General features: G+C 64.0%; 19 protein-coding genes. 8 read left to right on the forward strand and 11 right to left on the reverse strand.

Annotation, left to right across the window (positions count from 1 at the left end; genetic code table 11):
• The first annotated feature begins 30 nt into the window (after positions 1-30).
• The 3 genes from ACSQ1W_RS14365 to ACSQ1W_RS14375 are packed head-to-tail and all read left to right on the forward strand — an operon-like array spanning position 31 to position 3,142.
• Positions 31-1,266: a lipopolysaccharide biosynthesis protein gene (locus tag ACSQ1W_RS14365; RefSeq protein ID WP_436044347.1), complete on the forward strand. Its 1,236-nt coding sequence runs from the start codon at positions 31-33 to the stop codon at positions 1,264-1,266.
• Positions 1,267-1,268: 2 nt separating this feature from the next.
• The gene (locus ACSQ1W_RS14370) at positions 1,269-2,144 is read left to right on the forward strand and encodes an FkbM family methyltransferase (protein ID WP_436044348.1); all 876 of its coding nucleotides are present in this window, start codon (positions 1,269-1,271) and stop codon (positions 2,142-2,144) included.
• A 2-nt stretch (positions 2,145-2,146) separates the two neighbouring features.
• Positions 2,147-3,142: a glycosyltransferase family 2 protein gene (locus tag ACSQ1W_RS14375; RefSeq protein WP_436044349.1), complete on the forward strand. Its 996-nt coding sequence runs from the start codon at positions 2,147-2,149 to the stop codon at positions 3,140-3,142.
• A 16-nt stretch (positions 3,143-3,158) separates the two neighbouring features.
• Here ACSQ1W_RS14375 and ACSQ1W_RS14380 read toward each other — a convergent pair whose 3' ends face one another.
• Genes ACSQ1W_RS14380 through ACSQ1W_RS14405 form a run of 6 tightly spaced genes read right to left on the reverse strand, consistent with a single transcriptional unit; the run spans position 3,159 to position 9,821 of the window.
• Complete coding sequence (locus ACSQ1W_RS14380) at positions 3,159-3,983, reverse strand: hypothetical protein (RefSeq protein WP_436044350.1); 825 nt, start codon at positions 3,981-3,983, stop codon at positions 3,159-3,161.
• Positions 3,980-5,035 carry a glycosyltransferase family 4 protein gene (locus ACSQ1W_RS14385; protein ID WP_436044351.1) on the reverse strand — a complete coding sequence of 352 codons (1,056 nt, stop codon included), beginning with the start codon at positions 5,033-5,035 and terminating at the stop codon, positions 3,980-3,982. The genes ACSQ1W_RS14380 and ACSQ1W_RS14385 overlap by 4 nt, the downstream gene beginning before the upstream one ends.
• A complete protein-coding gene (locus tag ACSQ1W_RS14390; protein WP_436044352.1) occupies positions 5,032-5,766 on the reverse strand; it encodes a methyltransferase domain-containing protein in 735 nt (244 codons plus the stop codon). Before ACSQ1W_RS14390 ends, ACSQ1W_RS14385 begins: the two co-directional genes overlap by 4 nt.
• Positions 5,763-6,980 (reverse strand): glycosyltransferase, encoded by a 1,218-nt coding sequence (locus ACSQ1W_RS14395; protein WP_436044354.1) that lies wholly within the window; start codon positions 6,978-6,980, stop codon positions 5,763-5,765. Before ACSQ1W_RS14395 ends, ACSQ1W_RS14390 begins: the two co-directional genes overlap by 4 nt.
• 2 nt (positions 6,981-6,982) lie before the next feature.
• A complete protein-coding gene (locus ACSQ1W_RS14400; protein ID WP_436044355.1) occupies positions 6,983-8,950 on the reverse strand; it encodes an acyltransferase family protein in 1,968 nt (655 codons plus the stop codon).
• Between the two features lie 19 nt (positions 8,951-8,969).
• The gene (locus tag ACSQ1W_RS14405) at positions 8,970-9,821 is read right to left on the reverse strand and encodes a glycosyltransferase family 2 protein (protein WP_436044357.1); all 852 of its coding nucleotides are present in this window, start codon (positions 9,819-9,821) and stop codon (positions 8,970-8,972) included.
• Positions 9,822-10,202: 381 nt separating this feature from the next.
• Between ACSQ1W_RS14405 and pilB the strand changes: the two genes are divergently transcribed.
• The 4 genes from pilB to coaE all read left to right on the forward strand — a co-directional run bounded on the left by pilB (position 10,203) and on the right by coaE (position 14,920).
• Positions 10,203-11,936 carry a type IV-A pilus assembly ATPase PilB gene (gene pilB, locus ACSQ1W_RS14410; protein WP_436044358.1) on the forward strand — a complete coding sequence of 578 codons (1,734 nt, stop codon included), beginning with the start codon at positions 10,203-10,205 and terminating at the stop codon, positions 11,934-11,936.
• A gap of 178 nt (positions 11,937-12,114) precedes the next feature.
• A complete protein-coding gene (locus ACSQ1W_RS14415) occupies positions 12,115-13,380 on the forward strand; it encodes a type II secretion system F family protein (protein ID WP_192272826.1) in 1,266 nt (421 codons plus the stop codon).
• 3 nt (positions 13,381-13,383) lie between these two features.
• Positions 13,384-14,250 carry a prepilin peptidase gene (locus ACSQ1W_RS14420; protein WP_436044359.1) on the forward strand — a complete coding sequence of 289 codons (867 nt, stop codon included), beginning with the start codon at positions 13,384-13,386 and terminating at the stop codon, positions 14,248-14,250.
• 46 nt (positions 14,251-14,296) lie between these two features.
• On the forward strand, positions 14,297-14,920 hold the full coding sequence (gene coaE, locus ACSQ1W_RS14425) for a dephospho-CoA kinase (RefSeq protein WP_436044360.1): 624 nt from the start codon (positions 14,297-14,299) through the stop codon (positions 14,918-14,920).
• Here coaE and ACSQ1W_RS14430 read toward each other — a convergent pair.
• The 3 genes from ACSQ1W_RS14430 to ACSQ1W_RS14440 form a co-directional block, all read right to left on the reverse strand.
• Positions 14,917-15,864 (reverse strand): Nudix family hydrolase, encoded by a 948-nt coding sequence (locus ACSQ1W_RS14430; RefSeq protein ID WP_436044361.1) that lies wholly within the window; start codon positions 15,862-15,864, stop codon positions 14,917-14,919. The two genes, coaE and ACSQ1W_RS14430, sit on opposite strands and share 4 nt — an antisense overlap.
• A gap of 113 nt (positions 15,865-15,977) precedes the next feature.
• Positions 15,978-18,731, reverse strand: a complete 2,754-nt coding sequence (gene secA, locus ACSQ1W_RS14435; RefSeq protein ID WP_436044362.1) for a preprotein translocase subunit SecA — start codon at positions 18,729-18,731, stop codon at positions 15,978-15,980.
• Between the two features lie 170 nt (positions 18,732-18,901).
• A complete protein-coding gene (locus tag ACSQ1W_RS14440; protein ID WP_192272844.1) occupies positions 18,902-19,852 on the reverse strand; it encodes a M23 family metallopeptidase in 951 nt (316 codons plus the stop codon).
• A gap of 8 nt (positions 19,853-19,860) precedes the next feature.
• Here ACSQ1W_RS14440 and ACSQ1W_RS14445 point away from each other — a divergent pair, with 8 nt between their 5' ends.
• A complete protein-coding gene (locus ACSQ1W_RS14445; RefSeq protein WP_192272846.1) occupies positions 19,861-20,328 on the forward strand; it encodes a DUF721 domain-containing protein in 468 nt (155 codons plus the stop codon).
• A gap of 201 nt (positions 20,329-20,529) precedes the next feature.
• Here ACSQ1W_RS14445 and lpxC read toward each other — a convergent pair whose 3' ends face one another.
• On the reverse strand, positions 20,530-21,444 hold the full coding sequence (gene lpxC / locus ACSQ1W_RS14450) for a UDP-3-O-acyl-N-acetylglucosamine deacetylase (protein WP_192272848.1): 915 nt from the start codon (positions 21,442-21,444) through the stop codon (positions 20,530-20,532).
• A 335-nt stretch (positions 21,445-21,779) separates the two neighbouring features.
• A complete protein-coding gene (gene ftsZ / locus ACSQ1W_RS14455; protein WP_062357732.1) occupies positions 21,780-23,006 on the reverse strand; it encodes a cell division protein FtsZ in 1,227 nt (408 codons plus the stop codon).
• Between the last annotated feature and the right edge of the window lie 31 nt (positions 23,007-23,037).

Genomic DNA, 23,037 nt, shown 5'->3' on the forward strand with positions numbered 1-23,037 from the left:
TCCGAGGAAACTGAAGCTCCACACTCGACGATGAAGACGTCGCTCTCCTGGCGAAACCTAGCGAACTGGCGTCCCGGCACGCTGGCGTGGTCGGGCATCGAGTTGACCGGCTGGTTCTTCCTGCGCGCCGCAGCTCAGGCCAGCTGCATTTTCTTGATGGCCAAGGTCCTGGGCGCGACAAACTACGGCGCCTTCGTGGCCGTGATGGCGATTGCAGGCATCGCGGCCTCCATTGCCGGGCTCGGGCTACCCAGCGTGGTGTTGCGAGACGGCGCGAGGCAGCCAGCCGAACTGCCGCTGCTGCTGGGACGCGCATTGTGCGTCTGGTGGCGCAGCGTGCTGGTGTTCGCACTGTTGACCTCACTCCTGGCAACCTGGACGCTGCCTACTGTCGCCGCGCCCGTGTTCGCCGTCCACGGAATGATCTTCGCGGAAATCGTCGGCGTCTCGTTGATCGAATTGCTGGGGCGCGCCTTCCAGGCTCAACGAAAGACGCGCATCTATGGCGCGCTTCAGGCTGGACTTCCGCTCGCAAGATTGCTCGCGCTCGCCGGTCTATGGGGACTCGCGCATGCCGACCTGACCACCTGGCTGCTTGCGTACATCGTGGTCACCTTGGGCTACATGGGATGCGCGGCATGGTTCACCCATTGCCGCATCGGCTGGCAAACAAGCAACAGGAACATGTGGGCGATGGTTCGGGAGGGCATTCCCTTCACGGCGAGCGGCATATCAGCCCGCGTGCAAGCCGAATACAACAAGCCACTACTCGCACATACGGCTTTCTCCCATGCAGGCAATTTCAATATCGCCCAGCGCGCCGTGGATCTAGTCAGCTTACCCATCTTGGCACTGCAGGAAGCACTGTGGCCAAGACTGTACGCCGATGCGGACCACCGCCGGCGCCTGCTGGCTGCCGGTGCGGCCCTCATAGTGATGTCATTGATCGGCGCCGCCGTCGTGATCGCAGGTGCTCGACTGATACCTGTAGTGCTCGGCGAAGAATTTCGTTCGGCATCAGAGTTTATGGTGTGGCTGGCGCTACTACCGCTGCTTGCAGTTTTGCGAAATATCGGCTGCTTCCAGTTGATCGCAATGGGGCGAACCCAGCGAATCGCTTGGGTTTCAACTACGGGCGGCGTCACTGCGGTAGTGCTCAGCGGATGGCTAATTCCGCGCTTTGGACCAAACGGCGCCATATGGGCCTGCTACGTCTCTGAGGTGATAGCACTCCTCTCCATTCTTCTACTCAAACGTAGGAACTAGGTATGCCCCTGCATCCTGCCATCAAGACATCCAACCTACTGCGCGCGCCGCTGCTGGCACTGACACGCCTATGCCTCAGCCCACTGGCGTCGCGCATCCCGTTGTTACAGCGTGCAGCGTACGACGTATACCCCAATCCATACCTTGTAGTCGGCGACCCTGAGAAGTACGTGGTATCGACGAAAGACAAAGGCACCGGGCGCCTACTGTTCCAGCACGGTGAGATCGAGTTCCAGAAGCTCGTCACTGCCATAAACCTCCTGGCAAGAGAGGGATTCGCTACTCCCCATCATCTGATAGATGTGGGGGCCAACATTGGAATCATCGTGATACCCGCAATCGCCCGTGGTCTCGTGAAATCCGCGACCGCCATCGAGCCACACCCTGAAAACGTTAGGCTGCTCTACACGAACCTCGCCCTGAATGGCGTACTGGATCGCACACGCGTCCTGGCTCAGGCTGTCGGTGCGGAGTCTGGAGTGATGCTACTTCTGGACGAATCACCTGTCGACAGTAGTATTCATGCGATCGGGGATACTGGTATCGCCACGCCATCCTCAAAGTTGGATGATCTGGAACTACCCTGCAAGGGCGCACTGCTGTGGATGGATATCGAGGGATACGAGGGACATGCCCTGCACGGCGCATCCAATTTGCTGGCATTGGGCGTTCCGGTGGTATGCGAGTTCAATCCCCGGCTCCTGTCAAAGGCCGGCGGAATGGAATGGTTTAGGCACGCCCTGCAAGGACGTCGGATCTACGACCTGAAGCAGGGCGCCGGGGCACGCGAGACAAGCCTCGATGCACTCGCCGCCCAGTATGCGGAACATCCCCTGTGGACAGACCTGCTGGCAGTCCCGTCGCGGCTTGGATCATAGGCATGTCCTTCATACTTTCGACAATCATTCCCACGTTTCGTCGCCCCCATTATCTGGGTCGTGCGATAGAAAGCGCCCTGAGCGCAGCTCCAACTAGTGATGTGGAGGTTGTGGTCGTACCGAACGGCCCCGACGACTCATGGAAAGCTGTGGCAACCACCTACAAAAACGACGCGCGTATCTCGTGGCACTGTTTGAAAGTCGGCCATGCTTGTGCTGCCAGAAACCACGGCCTCGCGAAAGCAAGTGGAAAGTACATTAGATTTCTTGACGATGATGACTATCTGTATCCCGCAGCTGCGGACCAGCTGACGCTTATCGACTTGAAAAATGCGGATCTATGTTCCGCTCCGCTTGAGAACGTCCGAGAGGACGGCACGCCAGCGGGGAGGTTTCAACTACCTGACTCGGATGACTACCCAACCGCCGCCCTGCTTTCCATCGCGATCAGTGGATTCACCCAAGGATCAATTTTCAAACGATCTCTAATCAAGGATTTCTTTTGGAAAGATGATATCGCGCTCTACGATGACTACTTGTGGATGCTGGGCTTGGCTGAAAGAGAGGAGATCGACTGGCTCAAGACGCAGAAGGTCGTAGGCGCATACACCCAGCACTATGGAAGCAGGCTCTCCCGCATATCACGCTCCGAACACAACTCGCAGCCCTTGGTTACTGCGATACTGAAACTCCACGACAGCCTAGCTGAATCAGACCGCCTTTCCCCGCAAAGAGCGAGTGCAGTCGCATCCGCACTTCTGACTCATGCCCACTCCGCCTTTCCTTCATGCCCTGTTCTCCTGAGCGATGCCATTCGTCGGGCAAAAGAAATCGACTCAAGTGCACGTCCAGCCCAGGCGTTGTTCCTTGATCATCCATGGCTCGCCGACCATATGCTCGCAGCGCAATGGGCAATGGTTGCGCCCCGTTATCTCACACGCGGATATCGCAAACTAAGCTGGATCGTAAAAGGTAAGTTTGGTCCGGTCGTCCGGTGAGCTGCGTCGATCCCGCTCATCCATCGTGAACCAAGGTCGACAACGCACGCAGCGGCATCATTGACCGATATCGCCATGCCCGAACGCTGGCGCGCGCGAACAGGACCGGAACCCTCAGCACGTACATCAGCAGTTTCTCTAGCGCATTCGACGCGAGTTTCTCTGCCAACAGCCAGTGCGAGCGGACGAGAAATCGTTCGTATGCCGCACTCGCCGGCCCGCTGCTGGCCGACCCCTCATGCAGGACGAAGCTGCGGTCGAGCAAATGAAGGCGCGCGGTCATTCCATACATCCGCCATGAAAGCTCAACATCTTCGCCATACATGAAGAAATCCTCATCGAACAGCGGCAGCGCATTGTCGGGTCGCTCCACCAGCAGGCAACAGCCGCTCAGATAAGCAAAACTTCCGGGCAGCGGGCGACGTGTCACCAGTGCTAGCCATGGCTGGTAATAGAGCCAACCCTGCTCCTGGCCATCCTGCATCAAGCGCGGAGCCAGCAGCGCCGTACCACCAGAGAGTTTCTCTCCCAGCGCAAGCCGCATGCCTGGCACCACTAGCGCATCATTGTTCACCAACAGTACCGGACCTGAATAACCCTGCCTGCCCAGCAGGGCCAGGCCCGCATTCATGCCTTTGCCAAAGCCGAGATTGACGGCGTTCCGCGCAAGTCGCACACGCGGCTCTGGTGCATATTGTGCCTCCAGCGCCTTCAGGCTCTCGCCTCCGTCGGCGGAATTGTCCCAGACCAGAATCGGATCCCAACCATCCGCCAAAAGACTGTCGACACACTTGCTCGTCAATTCTGGCTTCCTGAAATGGATAGTGATGGCAGCCGTCATGCTTGCGAACTCATCAGGGATTCATAGACGGATCGATAGGCCTCCACCATGCCGTCATGGTCGAAACACCAGGCAACGATGGCCGCCGACGAGCCGGACATCATACGCAGTAGTCTCGCACTGCTGGCAAGCCTGCGCGCAGCTGCCACGAATGCCTGCACGTCATCCTGTCGACACAGTATTCCGGAGACATCGGCTTCCACCACCTCCGGTATCGATGCCGCATCTGTCGCGATCACAGGCAGCCCACACGCCATGGCTTCGGCAGCGACGAGCCCAAACCCCTCGCTGCGCGTTGGAAACAGAAGAGCATCCGCTTGCTGCATCGCGGCGAGCACGCCATCGCCCGACAAGCGACCCACATCAATCATGTTGGGAGGCATCGTGACCTTGTCACTCTCCGCTGCGGGGCCGCCCGTGTAGTGCAGCACGAAGCCCTCGCCGAGCTCACGCATGATGGGTGCCAACAGGTCGACACCTTTTCGCGCCATCCAGCTTCCCACGTACAGCAACCGGAACGGGCTGTGTGGCTTCACGCTGCCTTGGGCTTGCCGGAAGCGGCCGGTATCGATCCCATTGTGGATGACCTGCGTCGGCACATCGCGTAGCGTCTGGCGGGCCATGTCCGCAGCGAACCGACTGACCGCTACCACGCGATCCGCACGAGCCATCACGCGCCGTTCGTTGGGTGCGATCCAGAAACGGTGATATGCCGCGCGCGCAGGCCCCTTGTACGGACGCAAGACCGGGTCGTGGACGGAGTGGTGCAGGGTGGCGACGACGGGCACGTCATCCGGTATGAAACGAGGGTGCAGCCATGTGTTCACGTGGACGATGTCTGCCCATGCCGGCTTCACTGGCACCGGCAACGTCCAGGGCAGGTACTCTGCCCGATGGGGCAGCCACGTAATCTCGGCACGAACGCCACTTGCATTTAGGCCTTTGCACAATCGTTCGGTAAACACGTCCGTGCCCGTGCCGGTACGCACGGTGGGAAACCACACGCCGATCCCTGCATAGTCGCTGTCCAAAGGACGCCTGATCCGGGTCATGTTTTCCTCATGATCCATATCAGGGTCGGAAACATAGGACGAAGCAAGCGATACAGTCCGTCGGGAACAAGGCCCACGACCGCTCTCCAGCCGAAGGATTGCGGAAACTCGATCTCCACCAGCGCCCTCACCGCTTCGGCGTGGACCTGTCGAAACTCGAAGCCAGCTGCCCGCAGGCGGCGCTCGGCATCGGCCAACTGCAATGGCCGGCAATCGTAGAAATGCCCTTTCTTCCATAGCCTGAGCCATCCACTCCGCCATCGCTCAGGCCACCAGCTCAGCAGGGGAACCCTGTAGTGCGGCTCGACCAGCATCCAGCGATTGGGTACGGCCAGGTAGACGACGCCGTCCCGCTTCAGCACCCTGCGAATCTCGGCCAAGTGCGCATCCTGTCGACTGTCGTCGCCCACATGCTCAATGACGTGATTGGTCACAACGACATCGAACGTCTCGTCCTGGAAAGGAAGCAGGACATCTTCGACGACGTGGAAACGATAGGTCCCGGTCACCTGACGACTGTCAGTCACATCCACGGAATCGACGTCGAACCGATGCCCGGCATGGCGTGCGAAGTAGTGACTGATGCCGCCGGATCCGGTACCGACCTCGAGCAGTCTGCGCACGTCCCTTGAGGATTCGAGGCGCAGAAGACGCTCGATCTTTCTGCCCTTCAGGACACGGCTATCTAGGTCCAGCGCAGCATGTGGCTTTCGCTCTAGTTCCATGTTCATTCCAAGCCCTCATCGAGCAGGTCCCCGTAGCGCTTTGCGACCCTGGTCCATTCGAACCTGTCTATCACGCGCTCCCGCAGGCGGGCAGCGCGAAGAACGGCCGTGGCCGGGTCCGAAAGCGACGCGATGATCCTGGACGAAAGCTGTTCGACATCCTCCGCCCGAACCACTTGAAACGACTCCTTGCCCAGCACGTCTTCAACAGCGCCGACATCACCTGCGATCACCGGACAGCCACAGCCTATCGCCTCCACCAGCACCAGCCCCAGTCCCTCCTGGTCGCCCGACGCCGCCTCCACGAATGGGGCAACGAACAAAGACGCACGCCGGTACAGCATCGGGAGTTCGGTCTGGGGCACGGCGCCCAGGAACACGACGCGCTTATCCAGCCCAAGCGCAACCACCTGCTGCCTGAGCGCGGCTTCCTCAGGCCCGAAGCCAGCGATACGGAGCCGTACATTCGGCCTTTGCGCGGCAACCTCAGGCAAGGCGTCGAGCAGATGCCGAAGTCCCTTCTTCTCCACCAGCCTTCCAACGAAAAGGAGTTCATCTTCTGTCCGTGGATCGCTCGGTATTGGGACGAACCGGTGCTGCAGGTCGACGCCCATCGGCTGGACGCTCGGATTGGCGATGTCGCCCACGAGTCCCCGCACCTCGGTGCGCATGGCTTCGCTGACGACGGTGACAACCCGTGCCCGCCGGATTACCCAGCGCTTCATTGCCCCCAGGAGACGTCCCTTCAGCGCGAACAAATCCGCACCATGTGATGTCGCGACGAAGGGAGCGTGGCATCCCGGCATGTTCCGTAGCAGTGCAGCGATCAACCCTTGTGGTACCAACCAATGCGCATGGACGACATCGACCCGCTCACGACGCAGCAGACGCCATGCATGCCAGGTCTGCGCCAGTAAGAAACCTGGCAAGAGGAAATACCTCCATCGACCGCGCTTGAGGTTAGCCACGATGCCACCGCCATTGACAAGCGTCTCCCAGCGCTCAGGCGCATATCGGTAGCGATAGACCTCGACGCCATCCATCACCTCGCGCGTCGGGGCGCCCAAGGCATGTGGCACCAAGGCGACTACGCGGAACCGATCGGTCAGACGCTTCGCCAGCTCATGCACGAAACCCGGCTCCGGGTCACCTACCCATCGCGGATAGGTGGATGCGAGAACCAGGACCGTCCGCTTGATCAAATTCTTCTCCAGGCTCACGGTCACTTGTCCTCCGCCTGAAGTTCCGGCCAACCACTCACGGCAGTTCCCATCTTCTCGCGAAGACTGCCTGACAGCACACTGACGAACGTCGCGTCCAGATGCTGGTTATCGCGATAGACAAGCGCATGGCCTTGAGCCGCCCTGCAAATCCCTTCCGGGCATACTGCATCGTTCATGTCGACGACGTCAGTGTTTGCCCAGCGATGCGCCGCCGTCCGGAGCCAACCATCCACCTCGTCGTTCCGCGGGTCAAAGGCGGGTGCCGAGCACTCGTGCTCCGCGCGCTCCCAGTCGATCTCAGCCCCGGGGCTGATGCGTTGGACACACTGCGCACCGGAAAATGGCAACAAGGGTGTCGATCGCATGATGAATACCTTGCCGGCGACAGGGGCCATGCGTGCAAGCACCTCGCTGGTTCCGTCCACCCAAGCATCCTTGTCGAAGTCTGCCGTATGGGTCGTTCCCATGACAACAACATCCGGTCGCAACAAGGCGATATGATCGAGTGCCTTCTCCCGCCATGACGCGCATTCTTTGAACTCACGCCCGATCCGGTGATTGAATATAGGCCTGTTGACCATCGGACACGACGACTTGGTCAGCACGATCAACTTCCATTGCGGGCGCGAGAAGACCTCTGCGTACGCCGGAAACCATTGCAGACCGATACTGTCGCCGATGACGACCGCTGTCCTCGGAGCCGCTTCGTCGCCGAACACGCAAGGAACCAACTTATCGCTGTGATACCAGTCGTCGCAGCCCATCGCATAGATGACAGGCACTGAACTCGAATGCGAGCTGGACTGGCCGGAAGGCGTACTCCCGGCATCCTTTTCAGAGTCCGACCACCGCGCAAACAGCAACACTGAGCTGAGCATCATCAGCACTGCCGCCAGGATCGTGTAACGCGGCACCTTGACGAGTACGTCGCTCTCACGCAACGGCCGTTCCACCAGACGATACGACAGGACCGAAAACAGCAGCGCCCACGCTACCAGAAGTAGTCGCCGCGTAAGATCAGGCGCAGGTATCAGTACAGCACCGATGACGAGCACCGGCCAATGCCAGAGATACCAGCTGTAGGACACCTTACCCAGCGCCTGCAATGGCGCGACCGAGAGTACGCGCGACACGAGGGAGCTTCCGGTCGTTGCGGCCAACAACAGACCGGCTGCACCCAGCGAAGGAAGCACTGCCCATGCGCCGGGATAGACGACCTCCTTGTCGATCAGGATCAGCGACAACACGATCAGCGCAGCGCTACCTACACCCAATGCCGAAGCCAGCCGGGCGTGAGACAGACCCAGCACGCTCAATCTTGTGGTTAGCAGCCACGCCAACGCGCCCATCGCAAATTGCCAGGCGCGGAACGGCATGAGGTAGAACGCATGCCTGCTGGAAACGCCTGTCATCCAGAGGCACGTGCTTAGGCTGACAACCACGATGATCGCAAATCCCCAACTGAGCCAGCGCGCACGTCTCTCTGACCTCCGCGGCAACAGCAGCAAGAGCAGCAGCGGCCAGACCAGGTAGAACTGCTCCTCAAGACCCAGCGACCAACTGTGCAGATACGCATTGGACTCCGATGCCGCACCGAAGTAGTCGATCCGCGCGAATGCAAAGTACAGGTTGCTGGCCCAGACGGAAGCGGCTGCACCTGCCTCCGCCTGATACGCCCGCTCTTCCGATGGAAGTACCAGACGGACGGCGATCGCGGTCACCAGTAACATCAGCAACAATGCCGGAAGCAAACGCCTGAACCGACGTGCATAGAAAGCGGCGATCTCAATATGACCCGTTCGCGCATGCTCGCCAATGAGAAGGCCGGTGATCAGGTAGCCCGAAATGACGAAGAAGACATCGACACCGATGAAGCCCCCCTCGAATCCCGGTATTCCGGCATGCGCAGCTACAACCAGCAGGATCGCAACGGCGCGTAGACCCTCGATATCCGGCCTGTACTTCATGAGACCATCACGCAGCGTGTCAATCGTCCCGCCGATAGGTCAGGGACGTGATCTGCTCCGAGATCAGACCGATCAGGAAGACAATGACCGCCGCACTGAACAACAATACGCTCATGTTGGTGAAGCGCCCCTGCGTGGCAAAGGTGTAAACGTAGTAGCCCAATGCCGTCAGGAAGAACACGCCTGCCGTCGGCGCGAACAGCTTGAGCGGCGAGTACAAGGTGGCGATCTTGAAAATGATCAATAGAAAGCGGACACCATCGCGGATCGGGCGGATATGGCTCTTGCCGACGCGCTTGGCCACCGGGATGGGCATGTAGGCCACCGCGTAGGCGCTGCGGAAGAACGCCATGGTGCTGGTGGTGGGATAGCTGAAGCCATTGGGCAACAGGTGGATGAACTCGCGGAACTTGCCTGCCCGGACCACACGGAATCCCGAGGTCAGGTCCTTGACCTCGAATCCCGTCATCCGGCTGGCGAGCCAGTTGTAGAAGGCATTCGCCGCACCCCGATGCACGCCGGCCTGGCCGGACCAGTCGCGCGCCCCCACCACCATGTCGTATCCCTCGTCCAGTTTCGCGAGCAGGGCCGGGATGCAGGCGGGGTCGTGCTGGCCGTCCGCGTCCATGAAGACGAGGATGTCGCCTGCGGCCGCGCGGGCACCGCGCTTGATCGCGGCACCGTTGCCCATCGAGTACGGGGAGGAGAGGACGCGCGCACCCAGCGACGCCGCGACCTGTGCGGTGTCGTCGGTCGAGCCATCGTCGACCACGATGATCTCGGCGCTCGGCACCTGCGCCAGCAGTGCCGGCAACGTGCGGCGCAACCCTTCTGCCTCGTTCTTGGCAGGCAGAATGACGGAAATGGTCATGTTCGTCCCCTTTACGGCAAGCTTAGCCGGAAGCAGGGAGTGCGGGAATCCCGACGCATGCCCCCTTCGCGCGAGGAGGTGCGCGCGCATCGATGCGGGGGCGAAGCGTCTTCCTGTCAGCGTCCGGGAAGCACGCCCGGAAAGCGCCCGCCATCACGTTTCTGCCGCTGCGCCCCGGGAGCGCGCGCTTCGGTCGCACATTGATTGGCGCATTCCTTGCTTGGCTTGATCACCGCGTCATCCGGATGGCTGCGGTAGGCTGTCGCTGCATCGCCGTGTCCGTTACGGCTCCGACCATCGTCGGGATACCCGGCGCGCCGGGATGCAGTCGGGCGCTATATCCTTGTCATCGTTGATTCTGTCGTTTGGGAAGCCTCCACCATGAATGCAGTCGCCGCCCCCAATCTCGTAGGTATCACCGGCCTGGCCCGTCGGCTGGTGCAGGATGGCGCACTGGACGAGACCGCCGCCCGCAACGCGATGGCCAACGCCACCGAGGCCAAGATGCCGTTGCCGCAGTGGATCGCGGAGAAGCGCCTGGTCACCGCCCCCCAGCTGGCGGCCGCCAACGCGATGGAATTCGGCATGTCCCTGCTGGACGCCTCCGCGTTCGACCCGGCTCACAATGCGATCAAGCTGGTCAGCGAGGAGCTGGTGCAGAAGCACCAAGTGCTGCCGCTGTTCAAGCGCGGCGGCAAGCTGTTCGTCGGCGTGGCCGACCCCACCCGAAGCCACTCGGCGCTGGACGAGATCAAGTTCCACACCAACCTGATCGTCGAGCCGATCCTGGTCGACGAGGACCAGTTGCGGCGCACGCTGGACCAGTGGCAGAGCGCCGCGGCCAGCCTCAGCGGCGGCTTCGGCGACGATGAGGACGGGCTGGAGAACCTGGACGTGGATGCCGGCGACGAGGACGGCGCCAGCGACAATGCCGTGGACGCCAAGGGCGACGACACGCCGGTGGTGAAGTTCGTCAACAAGGTGCTGGTGGATGCGATCAAGCGCGGCGCCTCGGACATCCACTTCGAACCCTACGAAACCGACTACCGCGTCCGTCTGCGCATCGACGGCATCCTCAAGCAGGTGGCCAAGGCGCCGACCAAGCTGAAGGACCGCATCGCCGCGCGCATCAAGGTGATGGCGCAGCTGGACATCGCCGAAAAGCGCGTCCCCCAGGACGGCCGCATCAAGCTGAACCTGTCCAAGACCAAGCAGATCGACTTCCGCGTCAGCTCGCTGCCGACGCTGTTCGGCGAGAAGATCGTGCTGCGTATCCTCGACGGCAGTGCGGCCAAACTGGGCATCGACAAGCTGGGCTACGAGCCCGACCAGCAGAAGCTGTTCGAGGAGGCCATCCACAAGCCCTACGGCATGGTGCTGGTGACCGGACCGACCGGTTCGGGCAAGACGGTCAGCCTGTACACGGCGCTGGGTATCCTGAACGACGAGACCCGCAACATCTCCACCGCCGAAGACCCGGTGGAAATCCGCCTGCCGGGCGTGAACCAGGTGCAGCAGAACAACCGCCGCGGCATGACCTTCGCCGCCGCGCTGCGCAGCTTCCTGCGCCAGGATCCCGACATCATCATGGTCGGCGAAATCCGCGACCTGGAAACCGCCGAGATCGCCATCAAGGCGGCGCAGACCGGCCACATGGTGCTGTCCACGCTGCATACCAACGATGCGCCCCAGACCATCGCACGCCTGATGAACATGGGCATTGCGCCCTACAACATCACCAGTTCGGTGACGCTGGTCATCGCCCAGCGCCTGGCCCGCCGCCTGTGCAGCAAGTGCAAGCGGCCGATGGATATCCCGCCCCACGCCCTCGTGGCCGAGGGTTTCAGTGAAGCCGAGGTGCAGGCCGGCTTCACCATCTACGAGGCTGTCGGCTGCGACGAGTGCACCAGCGGCTACAAGGGCCGTACCGGCATCTACCAGGTGATGCCGATGAGCGAGGCGATCCAGGAAATCGTGCTGGAAGGCGGCAACGCCCTGCAGATCGCCGAGGTCGCCCAGAAGGCCGGCATCAACGACCTACGCAAGTCGGCCCTGCTCAAGGTGCGCAACGGCGTCACCAGCCTGGCCGAGATCAATCGCGTCACCAAGGACTGAGGGCGAGCGACCCGAACGCCGGGCGAACCGCTGCCGCGGGCCGCTTTCGCCCGCTGCGGGTTGTTCACGTCACCGAAACCCGGCCGCCGTCACAGGCGCGGCGCTTCCATTGGGCCGATTACCGGCTACCATGCGGCATTGACAGTCCGGGTGGGGAAATCCGGACAGGGGACTACCGATGGCCGTGACCCGTTCCGCCGCGAAGAAGACCGCAACCGCGCCCGTTCGCGAGAACCCGCTGAGCCTGTTCGTCTGGGAAGGCACCGACAAGCGCGGTGTCAAGATGAAGGGCGAGCAGAACTCCAAGAACGCGAACTTCCTGCGTGCGGAGCTGCGCAAGCAGGGCATCACGCCGACCATCGTCAAGCCCAAGGGCAAGCCGCTGTTCGGCGCGGCCGGCAAGCCGGTGACGCCGAAGGACATCGCGTTCTTCAGTCGCCAGATGGCGACCATGATGAAGTCCGGCGTGCCGATCGTGTCGTCGCTCGAGATCATCGAGAGCGGCCAGAAGAACATCCGCATGAAGAAGATGGTCGAGCAGATCCGCTTCGACATCGAAGGCGGCTCCTCGCTGCACGAAGCCATCAGCAAGTTCCCGGTGCAGTTCGACGAGCTCTACCGCAACCTCGTCCGCGCGGGCGAGTCGGCCGGCGTGCTGGAGACCGTGCTGGAAACGGTCGCCAACTACAAGGAAAACATCGAAGCCCTCAAGGGCAAGATCAAGAAGGCGCTGTTCTACCCGGCGGCGGTGATCGCGGTGGCCATCCTGGTCACCTCGGTGATCCTGATGTTCGTCATCCCGGAGTTCGAGAAGACCTTCGCCAGCTTCGGCACCGAACTGCCCGCCTTCACCCAGATGATCATGGGGGCGTCCCGCATCATGGTCAGCTGGTGGTGGCTCATCCTGATCGTGGTGGTGGGTACCATCTTCCTGACCCTGTTCATGTTCAAGCGGTCCCCCGCCTTCCAGCATGCCGTCGACAAGATGGTCCTGAAGGTACCGGTGATCGGCCAGATCATGCACAACTCCTCGGTCGCGCGTTTCGCGCGCACGACGGCGGTGACCTTCAAGGCCGGCGTGCCGCTGGTCGAGGCGCTGGACACCGTGGCAGGCGCCACCGGCAATACCGTGTACGAGAAGGCCGTGCATCGCATGCGCGACGACGTGTCGGTCGGTTATCCGCTGAACATGGCGATGAAGCAGACCCAGCTGTTCCCGCACATGGTGGTGCAGATGACCGCCATCGGCGAGGAAGCCGGCGCGCTGGACACCATGCTGTTCAAGGTGGCCGAGTACTTCGAGCAGGAGGTCAACAACGCGGTCGACGCGCTGTCGAGCCTGATCGAGCCCTTCATCATGGTGATCATCGGCGTGCTGGTCGGCGGCCTGGTCATCGGCATGTACCTGCCCATCTTCAAGATCGCGGCGACGGTGGTCGGCTGATACGTGGCGTTCCTCGATCAACACCCTGAACTGGGATACCCGGTAGTCGCAGGCCTCGGCCTGCTGGTGGGCAGCTTCCTCAACGTGGTCATCCTGCGGCTGCCGCGGCGGCTGGAGTGGGAGTGGAAGCGCGACGCGCGTGAAGTGCTGGAGGAACCGGAGCTCTACGACCCGCCGCCGCCCGGCATCGTGGTCGAGCGCTCGCACTGTCCGCACTGCAAGACCGCGCTGTCCTGGTACGAGAACATCCCGCTGTTCAGCTGGCTCGCGCTGCGCGGCAAGTGCCGGCATTGCAAGGCACCGATCTCGCCGCAGTATCCCCTCGTCGAGCTGCTGACCGCCCTGCTGGCGGTGGCCTCGGTGTGGCGGTTCGGCTTCGGCTGGCAGGGCTTCGGTGCGGCGCTGCTGAGCTGCTACCTGGTGGCGCTGAGCGGCATCGACCTGCGTACGCGACTGTTGCCCGACCAGTTGACCTTGCCGCTGATGTGGCTGGGCCTGATCGGCAGCCTCGATAACCTCTACATGCCCGCCAAGCCCGCACTGCTGGGCGCGATCGCCGGGTACGTATCGCTGTGGCTGGTGTGGTGGATCTTCAAGCAGGTCACCGGCAAGGAAGGCATGGGCCGCGGCGACTTCAAGCTGCTGGCGGCGCTGGGTGCCTGGGTCGGTCTGAGCGGCGTGCTCCCGATCATCCTGATCTCCTCGCTGGTGGGCGCCGTGGTGGGCTCAGCCTGGCTGGCCATCAAGGGTCGCGACCGCGCGACCCCTATTCCGTTCGGGCCCTACCTCGCGATCGCGGGTTTGATCGTGTTCTTCTGGGGCCCGGCCCAGATGGTCGACACGTATCTGCGCTTCGCGGGCCTGCAGTAGGCCCGCTTCGGGGCTGAGCCTGCATGCTCTGCTCCATACTCCGCCCATGAGCGATTACTTCATCGGACTGACCGGCGGCATCGCGTCGGGAAAGAGCGCGCTGGAGAGGGCCTTCGCCGCGCACGGCATCGTCGTGGCCGATGCCGACCTGCTGGCCCGCGAGGTGGTGCAACCGGGCACGCCTGCGCTGGCCGAGGTGGCGGAACGCTTCGGACGCGACGTGCTGCTGCCGGATGGCCAGCTGGACCGCGCCGCCCTGCGCCAGCGGGTGTTCGGCAACGACGGGGAACGGCGTGCGCTTGAAGCGATCCTGCATCCCGCCATCCGCGTGCGCCTGCAGGAGATCTGTCGGAACGCGACCAGTCCCTACGCCATCGCGATGGTCCCGCTCCTGACCGAAGGCGGTGGCCGTGCGGCCTATCCGTGGCTGCACCGCATCCTGGTGGTCGATACGCCCGCTGCCGTGCAGAAGGCGCGGCTGATGCAGCGCGACGGCATCGACGCCGATCTGGCGGAGCGGATGATGGCCGCGCAGGCATCGCGTGCGGACCGGCTTGCGCTGGCCGACGACATCATCGTCAACGATGGCGACATCGCCCACCTGCAACGTGCGGCCGATGCGCTGCACCGGCGCTACCTGGCGCTGGCCGCGCCCGTGCCGACGACCTAACGCTCCCAGAGTCCCCGGATGGCGGCGATCCCCTGTGCACCGTGCCGGCGCGCTTGCGGGATGTCCGTCGGAACCAGGCCGCCGATGGCATAGAGCGGCAACGACACGCCCTCGCGCAGGCCGGCGAAGCCGGGCCACCCCAGCGGTTCGCCGACGGGATGGGTCTGGGTCGGATAGACACTGCCCACGACGGCGAAATCGCAACCCAGCGCTTCCGCCTGACGCACGTCCGCTGCCACGTGGCAGGACGCCGCGACTGGCAAACCCTCCGGCAGCGGGCGCGCCGACCGCTCGTGCAGCTGCGAAGCGCGCAGATGGACGCCGACCTGCAGCGCGCGCGCCAGCTCGACATCGCCATTGAGCAGCACCTCGACGCCCGCCTCCCGGCACCGCGCGACGGCCTGCGTCGCCAACGCCTTCCATGGACCCTCGTCCAGGCTGCGCGCGCGTACCTGGACGCGCCTGATACCGTCGGCGAGCGCCTGCTCCAGGGCGGCCAGCCAAGGCGCGACCGCCGCCGGTTCGGGCGTGACGAGATAACGGTCCGGTTGCCGCAGTGCCGCCACCACGGGGCGGTCGGCAGGCGGCATGTCGTAGCGCATCAGCTTGTCGGGCGCGACCCACGCCAGCGCCTGGCCCTCATGCCCGCGCGGCGTACCCGTCCAGCCCGTCAGGTGCCGCACTTCCAGGCACAGCCGCTTGTCGGGGTACTGTTGGGGGACGCTGATGACGTGGTCGCCCACCCGCGCCTCGATGCCCAGCTCCTCGCGCAGCTCGCGCACCAGCGCGTCCTCGGCGCTCTCCCCCGGCTCCTGCTTGCCGCCCGGAAACTCCCAGCGCCCGGCCAGGTCGCGCCCTTCCATACGGCGGGCCAGCAGGATGCGGCCGCGCGCGTCGGTGATGACGGCCGCCATGACGTGGATGGAGCGCAGGGGTGTGAGCATGGAAGCAGCTTGCCGGGAACCGGCGGGTAGACGCAAATAGTCCCCGCCCGCCGAGGGCCAAAGAAAAGGCCGCGCAGTGCGCGGCCTTTTCCGTCAGGCGATGCGGCGAAGCCTCAGGCCAGCTGGCCGTGGCAGTGCTTGAACTTCTTGCCGCTGCCACACGGGCACGGGTCGTTGCGGCCGACCTTGGGCGCATCGCGGTGCGCCTGCACGGGGCCGGACTGCACGTAACCACCCTGCGCCGCGGCGACCTGCTGGGCCTGTTCGGCCTCTTCGTCGGCGCCGTAGCCGCCGGCGTCCTGGTGCTGGAACTGCATCTGCCGGGCCTGCGCCTCGGCCATGGCGCGCTCCTGCGCTTCCAGCGCGGCGACCTCTTCCTCGCTGCGGATACGCACGCGCGACAGCAGGGTGACCACTTCGCTCTTCACCCGCTCCAGCATGCTGGAGAACAGTTCGAAGGCTTCCTTCTTGTACTCCTGCTTGGGCTGCTTCTGCGCATAGCCGCGCAGGTGGATACCCTGGCGCAGGTAGTCCATGCGCGCCAGGTGCTCCTTCCAGTTCTTGTCGAGCACGGTCAGCATGATGTGCTTTTCCAGTGCGCGCATGGTCTCGCCGCCGACCACGGCTTCCTTGTCGGCGAAGTGCTGATCCATCGCTTCCTGCACGCGGCGCTCGATGGTCTCTGCGTCGAGGTCGTCGGTCTCCTCGCGCCAGCGGGTCACGGGGATTTCCGCTCCCATCTCCTCGCCCAGTTCGCTTTCCAGGCCGCGCAGGTCCCACTGTTCGTCCACCGAATTCAGCGGCACGAAGCGGGCGACCGTCTCGGCGACCACGTCGCCGCGGATGCCGTCGATGTTGTCCTTCACCGATTCGGCGTCGAGCAGTTCGTCGCGCTGGGCGTAGATCACCTTGCGCTGGTCGTTGTTGACGTCATCGAAGTCGAGCAGGTTCTTGCGGATGTCGAAGTTGTGCGCTTCCACCTTGCGCTGCGCCTTCTCGATCTGCCGGCTGACCAGCTTGTCCTCGATGACGTCGTCTTCCTTCATGCCGATCAGCTTCATCGCCTTCTGGACCCAGTCCGAGGCGAAGATGCGCATCAGGTTGTCTTCCAGCGACAGGTAGAAGCGGGACGAACCCGGATCGCCCTGGCGACCGGAACGACCACGCAGCTGGTTGTCGATGCGGCGCGATTCGTGGCGTTCGGTGCCGACGATGTGCAGGCCGCCGGCGGCCTTCACTTCGTCGTGGCGCTTCTGCCACTCGGCCTTGACGGCGGCGCGCGCAGCGTCATCGGCCTCTTCGCCCAGCGCTTCGTACTCGGCTTCCAGCGAACCGCCCAGCACGATGTCGGTACCGCGGCCAGCCATGTTGGTGGCGATGGTGATCGCACCCGGACGACCGGCCTGCGCGACGATGTGCGCTTCGCGCTCGTGCTGCTTGGCGTTGAGCACTTCGTGCGGCACGCCTGCCTTGTTGAGGAAGTCGGACAGCATTTCCGACGTTTCGATCGAGGTCGTGCCGACCAGCACCGGCTGGCCGCGCTGGTAGCACTCCTGGATGTCGGCCAGCACCGCCTTGAACTTGCCCTGGCGGTTGAGGAACACCTGGTCGGGCGAATCCTTGCGCACGGTCGGGCGGTTGGTCGGGATGACGATGACTTCCAGGCCGTAGATGCTCTGGAACTCGAAGGCTTCCGTGTCGGCCGTACCGGTCATGCCGGACAGCTTGTTGTACATGCGGAACAGGTTCTGGAACGTCACGCTGGCCAGCGTCTGGTTCTCGCGCTGGACCGGCACGCCTTCCTTCGCTTCCACCGCCTGGTGCAGGCCGTCGGACCAACGGCGGCCCGTCAGCGTGCGGCCGGTGAACTCGTCGACGATGACCACTTCGCCGTCGCGCACGATGTAGTCGACGTCGCGCTGGTAGATGGCGTGCGCGCGCAGCGCGGCGTTGAGGTGGTGCACGACCGACAGGTTGTTGGCGCCGTACAGCGGTTCTTCTTCGCTGATGATGCCGGCCTGCAGCAGCAGCTCCTCGGCGTGCTCCATGCCTGCTTCGGACAGGTGCACCTGCTTGCCCTTCTCGTCGACCCAGTAGTCGCCTTCGCCTTCCTCGCTCTCCTGCTTGATCAGCTGGGGCACGATGCGGTTGACGCGGATATACAGCTCGGGCGACTCGTCGGCCGGGCCGGAGATGATCAGCGGGGTACGCGCTTCGTCGATCAGGATGGAGTCGACTTCGTCGACGATGGCGTAGTGCAGGCCACGCTGGAAGCGGTCGGCGCGCGACATCGCCATGTTGTCGCGCAGGTAGTCGAAGCCGAATTCGTTGTTGGTGCCGTAGGTGATGTCGGCCGCGTAGGCAGCGCTCTTGTCGCCATGCGGCATGCCCGGGTACACCACGCCGACCGTCAGGCCCAGCCAGTTGTACAGGCGACCCATCCAGGCCGAGTCGCGGCGGGCCAGGTAGTCGTTCACGGTGACGACGTGCACGCCCTTGCCTTCCAGCGCATTGAGGTAGGTCGGCAGGGTGGCGACCAGCGTCTTGCCCTCGCCGGTACGCATTTCGGCGATCTTGCCCAGGTGCAGCACCATGCCGCCGATCAGCTGCACGTCGTAGTGGCGCATGCCCAGCACGCGGCGGCTGGCCTCGCGGCAGACCGCGAAGGCTTCGGGCAGGATCTTGTCGAGCGCTTCTCCGCCGGCGATGCGCTGCTGGAACTCCGGCGTCTTTGCCTTCAGCTGCTCGTCGGTGAGCTTCTGCAGCTCCGCTTCCAGCGCGTTGATCTTGTCGACGGAGCGGTGCAGCTGCTTGAGCAGGCGCTCGTTGCGGCTGCCGAAGACACGGGTGAGCAGGTTGTTGATCATGTAGGGAACCGGAAAGGAAGGGAACGCCGGGGTGGCGCAGCGTGTACGCCCCCAAAACGAAACAGGGCGCAAGGCGCCCTGTCTGGCAACACCATATTGTAGCTTGGGGCGCCGCCCGGGGAATCAAGGCGGGCCGTCAGACCGCCCCGCTCCCGGTTGGTTCCGCGCGATCAGCCGCGCTTGACCTGGCCCACCGGCGTCGGGCCTTCGCCCAGGAACTTGCGCGGATTGACCACGCGCCCGTTTTCCCACACTTCGAAGTGCACGTGCGCGCCGGTCGAGCGTCCGGTCGAGCCGGCCTTGGCCACTTCCTGACCCACGCGCACCAGGTCGCCGGCCCGCACGCTGAGGCGCGAGTTGTGCGCATAGCGGGTGACGTAGCCGTTGCCATGGTCGACGTCGATGACGTTGCCGTAGCCGCCCTTCACGCCGGCGAAGCTCACCACGCCGTCGGCCACCGACAGGACGGGATCGCCGACGCGCGCCTTGAAGTCGATGCCCTTGTGGTTCTGGCCGCCGCCGCCGAACGGGTCGGCGCGACCGCCGAAACCGGAGGTGATGTAGCTGTTGGCGATCGGCATGCGGCCCGGGGTCGCGTTCTTGTCCAGTTCGCGGTTGAACAGCAACGCTTCCAGCACCGACAGCTGGCGACCGGAGGCGGCGAACTGCCGCTCCAGGTTGTCCACGCCGTCCTTCAGATCGGCGGGCTTCATGTCGAAGGACACGTCGTTGCCGCCGACGCCGACCGGCTCGTTGAAGTCGAACTCGCCGTCCTGCAGCTGGCCTACGCGGGTCAGGCGCTCACCCAGGGCATTCAGGCGGTTGGCCTGCGCCTGCAGCTCGCCCAGGCGCGCGGCCATCGCGTTGATTTCCTGCTGGGCGCCACGGCGCACCTGCTCCAGTTCCGCATTGCGCTGCTCGGCCTTGGCCTGCAGCAGCGACACCTGGCCCATGCCGGCGGCGCTGCGGCCCGCCGCGCCGACCAGCAGGCCGGCCGCGACCAGCACCGCGGCACTGGCCAGCGGACGTGCGTGGAACGCGAGGCGGATGCGGTAAGCACCATGGGCGGACGCATGGGCCCACCAGGTACGCGAATTGTTTACGATGGTCTTAAAGCTCATAGATACCGATGTCTGATTCGAAGTCCAAGCCGCGCCGTACCGGCATCGCGCAACCTGCCTTGCAGGCTGCCCTGACGGATGCCGCCACCGACCCGGTGCGTCGCGCCCTATGGCTCGACGCCTTGGAACAGCAGCTTCGCCCCTGCCTTCCGCCCGCCCTGGCGCCGCATTGCCGATTGGCGAACGTGGCAGGCAAGCGGCTCGTTTTTATCGTCGACTCCCCCGTGTGGAACGCCCGGCTTCGCCTGGCGGCACCCGAATTGATCAACGTGGCCCAATCCATCGGACTGGCGGTCACCGAAGTCACCGCCAAGACGAGCCTCGCGCCGCTGATGAAGCCTGCGCAGGACCCGGTCGTACCCGTATCGGAGGCTTCCCGCAGAGGGCTGCAAGCGGCCCTCGACCTCCTGTCGGCGCCAGACTCCGCCGGCGCCTCCACCCCGCGGGGCGGTCATCGTGGGCGGCGGAAAAATTGACCCGGCCATCACGAAGGACGGGGCATGGTACCGGCCACCGCCGGTCGGGGCGTTAGTCAGAAGTTAACAAGTCGTTAGGATTCGGACCGGAATCCGACTCGGGTCACACTTTCGCACAAGCGTAACCATTCCCATGCCAGCGCGTGACGGGGATGGGAAACCGGTCGACAGGAAGGTCACCGTCCCGACGGGACGGCGGTCTCAGATGGCCAGGGCAGGCGTCGCGTAAGTGACCGGGGACGACCTGGCGCCCTCTTCGAAGGTCACTTCTTCCCAGGCCGAGGTCTCGGCCAGCAGGGCACGGACCAGCTTGTTGTTCAGTGCATGGCCCGACTTGAAGCCCTCATAGGCGCCCAGGATGGGCTTGCCGGCGAGGTACAGGTCGCCGATGGCGTCGAGGATCTTGTGGCGGACGAATTCGTCCGCGTAGCGCAGGCCGTCCTCGTTGAGGACACGGAACTCGTCCAGCACGATCGCGTTGTCCATCGAGCCACCGAGGCCGAGGTTGCGCTCGCGCATGTACTCCAGGTCGCGCATGAAACCGAACGTACGCGCGCGCGCGACTTCCTTGATGTAGGCGCCGGTGGAGAAGTCCACTTCCGCCCGCGACTGCGAGGCCGGGATCATCGGGTGGTCGAACTTGACGGTGAAGCCCAGCTTGAAGCCGTCGTAGGGCTCGAAGCGCGCCACCTTGTCGCCCTCGGTGACTTCCACCGGGCGGATGATGCGGATGAAGCGCTTCGGGGCGTCCTGCTCGGCGATGCCGGCGGACTGGATCAGGAACACGAACGGACCGGCGGAGCCGTCCATGATCGGCAGCTCGGCCGAGGACAGTTCCACATAGGCATTGTCGACGCCGAGGCCGGCCATGGCCGACATCAGGTGCTCGACGGTCTGCACCTTGGCGCCTTCGCAGGTCAGGCCGGTGCACAGCGTGGTCTCGGTGACCAGCTCCGCACTCGCGGGAATCTCCACCACCGGTGCCAGATCGATGCGCCGGAACACGATGCCGGTATCCACGGGGGCCGGACGCAAGGTCATGTAGACCTTTTCGCCACTGTGCAGCCCCACGCCCGTCGCGCGGATCACGTTCTTGAGGGTGCGTTGCTGGGCCATCGATAGGAATCGCAGGTGGGGGGGACCTGAGCGGGCAGCGAGAATATCACGCAGACCACTGAATCTTAACGGAAGAACCGGTCTGTCCCACCCCTGCAACAACGGCCTGCCAGGGCCGTCGGGAAAGGGCTGCCGGACCGGCGAAGGTCCGGCAGCGAAGGGACATGGCGATGAAACGGCACATCATCTGCGCCCTCCCCGGTTGATGGGAGAGGGTGGGGGTGGGCGCGCCTCGAAGACTGACCTCGCGCTGTCGTTGCTTTGTCGACGTCAGCCCGCGTTGCTCGACACCCATCCCCTCCTTCCCCCGCAAGCGGAGGAAGGGGTACGTCACATCAGTCGGCCTGGCGGCGCAGGAACGCCGGGATGTCCAGGTAGTCGGACGGCAGTTCCGCCGAGACCGGCGCGGACGCCGGTGCCGACGGCGCGGGCGAGGCCGACCCACGACGCAGGCCCAGGCCACTGGTGGCGGCGCTGATCGGATCCATCGAGAAACCGTCGTCGATCGGCATGCCGGTGGTCGCGTCGCGGACCAGCTTGATCGGCGCGCGCATCGGCTCGCGCAGGTCGCCGCCACGGCCGACCGGCTGGCGGGCGGCATTGCGGTTCAGGCCGGTGGCCACCACGGTCACGCGCACTTCGTCCTGCATGTCCGGATCCAGCACGGTGCCGACGACCACGGTCGCGTCTTCCGAGGCGAAGCCTTCGATGGTGCGACCCACTTCGTCGAACTCGGCCATGGTGAAGTCCGGGCCGGCGGTGATGTTGACCAGGATGCCGTTGGCGCCGTTGAGGTTGACGTCGTCCAGCAGCGGGTTCTGGATCGCGGCCTCGGCGGCGGCCTGCGCGCGGTCGTCGCCGCGGGCGGAACCGGTGCCCATCATGGCCAGGCCCATCTCGCTCATCACGGTGCGGACGTCGGCGAAGTCGACGTTGATCAGGCCCGGGCGGACGATCAGGTCGGCGATGCCCTGCACGGCGCCGAGCAGCACGTCGTTGGCGGCACGGAAGGCCTGGATCATCGTGGCGTTGCGGCCGAGCACGGTGATCAGCTTTTCGTTCGGGATGGTGATCAGCGAGTCGCAGTGGTGGCTCAGCTCCTCGATGCCCTTCAGCGCGACCTGCATGCGGCGGCGGCCTTCGAAGGGGAACGGCTTGGTGACCACGGCGACGGTCAGGATGCCCATTTCCTTGGCCAGCTGCGCCACGACCGGCGCGGCGCCGGTGCCGGTGCCGCCGCCCATGCCGGCGGTGATGAACACCATGTCGGCGCCGTCCAGCGCGTCGATGATGCGCTCGCGATCTTCCAGCGCGGCTTGGCGGCCCACTTCCGGATTCGCGCCTGCACCCAGGCCCTTGGTGACGTTGCTGCCCAACTGCAGCTGCAACTTGGCGCCGCAGTTCTTGATCGCCTGCGAGTCGGTGTTGGCGGTGATGAACTCCACGCCATCCACGCTGCCGTTGACCATGTGCGCCACGGCGTTGCCGCCGCCGCCGCCCACGCCCACGACCTTGATCACCGCATTCGGGGCCATCTTTTCAACCAGTTCGAAATGTGCCATGTCCTTGTCCTCGTTTATTTAGTTATGTGCT

Origin of the sequence: Pseudoxanthomonas sp. LjRoot143, from assembly GCF_964252945.1 — a bacterium.
In the GTDB taxonomy this organism is placed as follows: domain Bacteria; phylum Pseudomonadota; class Gammaproteobacteria; order Xanthomonadales; family Xanthomonadaceae; genus Pseudoxanthomonas_A.

Bases quoted from the DNA above. Each gene is read 5' to 3' on its own strand.
- ACSQ1W_RS14365 (WP_436044347.1), top strand. From the start codon at position 31: ATGAAGACGTCGCTCTCCTGGCGAAACCTAGCGAACTGGCGTCCCGGC.
- ACSQ1W_RS14370 (WP_436044348.1), top strand. From the start codon at position 1,269: ATGCCCCTGCATCCTGCCATCAAGACATCCAACCTACTGCGCGCGCCG.
- ACSQ1W_RS14375 (WP_436044349.1), top strand. From the start codon at position 2,147: ATGTCCTTCATACTTTCGACAATCATTCCCACGTTTCGTCGCCCCCAT.
- ACSQ1W_RS14380 (WP_436044350.1), bottom strand. From the start codon at position 3,983: ATGACGGCTGCCATCACTATCCATTTCAGGAAGCCAGAATTGACGAGC.
- ACSQ1W_RS14385 (WP_436044351.1), bottom strand. From the start codon at position 5,035: ATGACCCGGATCAGGCGTCCTTTGGACAGCGACTATGCAGGGATCGGC.
- ACSQ1W_RS14390 (WP_436044352.1), bottom strand. From the start codon at position 5,766: ATGAACATGGAACTAGAGCGAAAGCCACATGCTGCGCTGGACCTAGAT.
- ACSQ1W_RS14400 (WP_436044355.1), bottom strand. From the start codon at position 8,950: ATGAAGTACAGGCCGGATATCGAGGGTCTACGCGCCGTTGCGATCCTG.
- ACSQ1W_RS14405 (WP_436044357.1), bottom strand. From the start codon at position 9,821: ATGACCATTTCCGTCATTCTGCCTGCCAAGAACGAGGCAGAAGGGTTG.
- pilB (WP_436044358.1), top strand. From the start codon at position 10,203: ATGAATGCAGTCGCCGCCCCCAATCTCGTAGGTATCACCGGCCTGGCC.
- ACSQ1W_RS14415 (WP_192272826.1), top strand. From the start codon at position 12,115: ATGGCCGTGACCCGTTCCGCCGCGAAGAAGACCGCAACCGCGCCCGTT.
- coaE (WP_436044360.1), top strand. From the start codon at position 14,297: ATGAGCGATTACTTCATCGGACTGACCGGCGGCATCGCGTCGGGAAAG.
- ACSQ1W_RS14430 (WP_436044361.1), bottom strand. From the start codon at position 15,864: ATGCTCACACCCCTGCGCTCCATCCACGTCATGGCGGCCGTCATCACC.
- secA (WP_436044362.1), bottom strand. From the start codon at position 18,731: ATGATCAACAACCTGCTCACCCGTGTCTTCGGCAGCCGCAACGAGCGC.
- ACSQ1W_RS14440 (WP_192272844.1), bottom strand. From the start codon at position 19,852: ATGAGCTTTAAGACCATCGTAAACAATTCGCGTACCTGGTGGGCCCAT.
- ACSQ1W_RS14445 (WP_192272846.1), top strand. From the start codon at position 19,861: ATGTCTGATTCGAAGTCCAAGCCGCGCCGTACCGGCATCGCGCAACCT.
- lpxC (WP_192272848.1), bottom strand. From the start codon at position 21,444: ATGGCCCAGCAACGCACCCTCAAGAACGTGATCCGCGCGACGGGCGTG.
- ftsZ (WP_062357732.1), bottom strand. From the start codon at position 23,006: ATGGCACATTTCGAACTGGTTGAAAAGATGGCCCCGAATGCGGTGATC.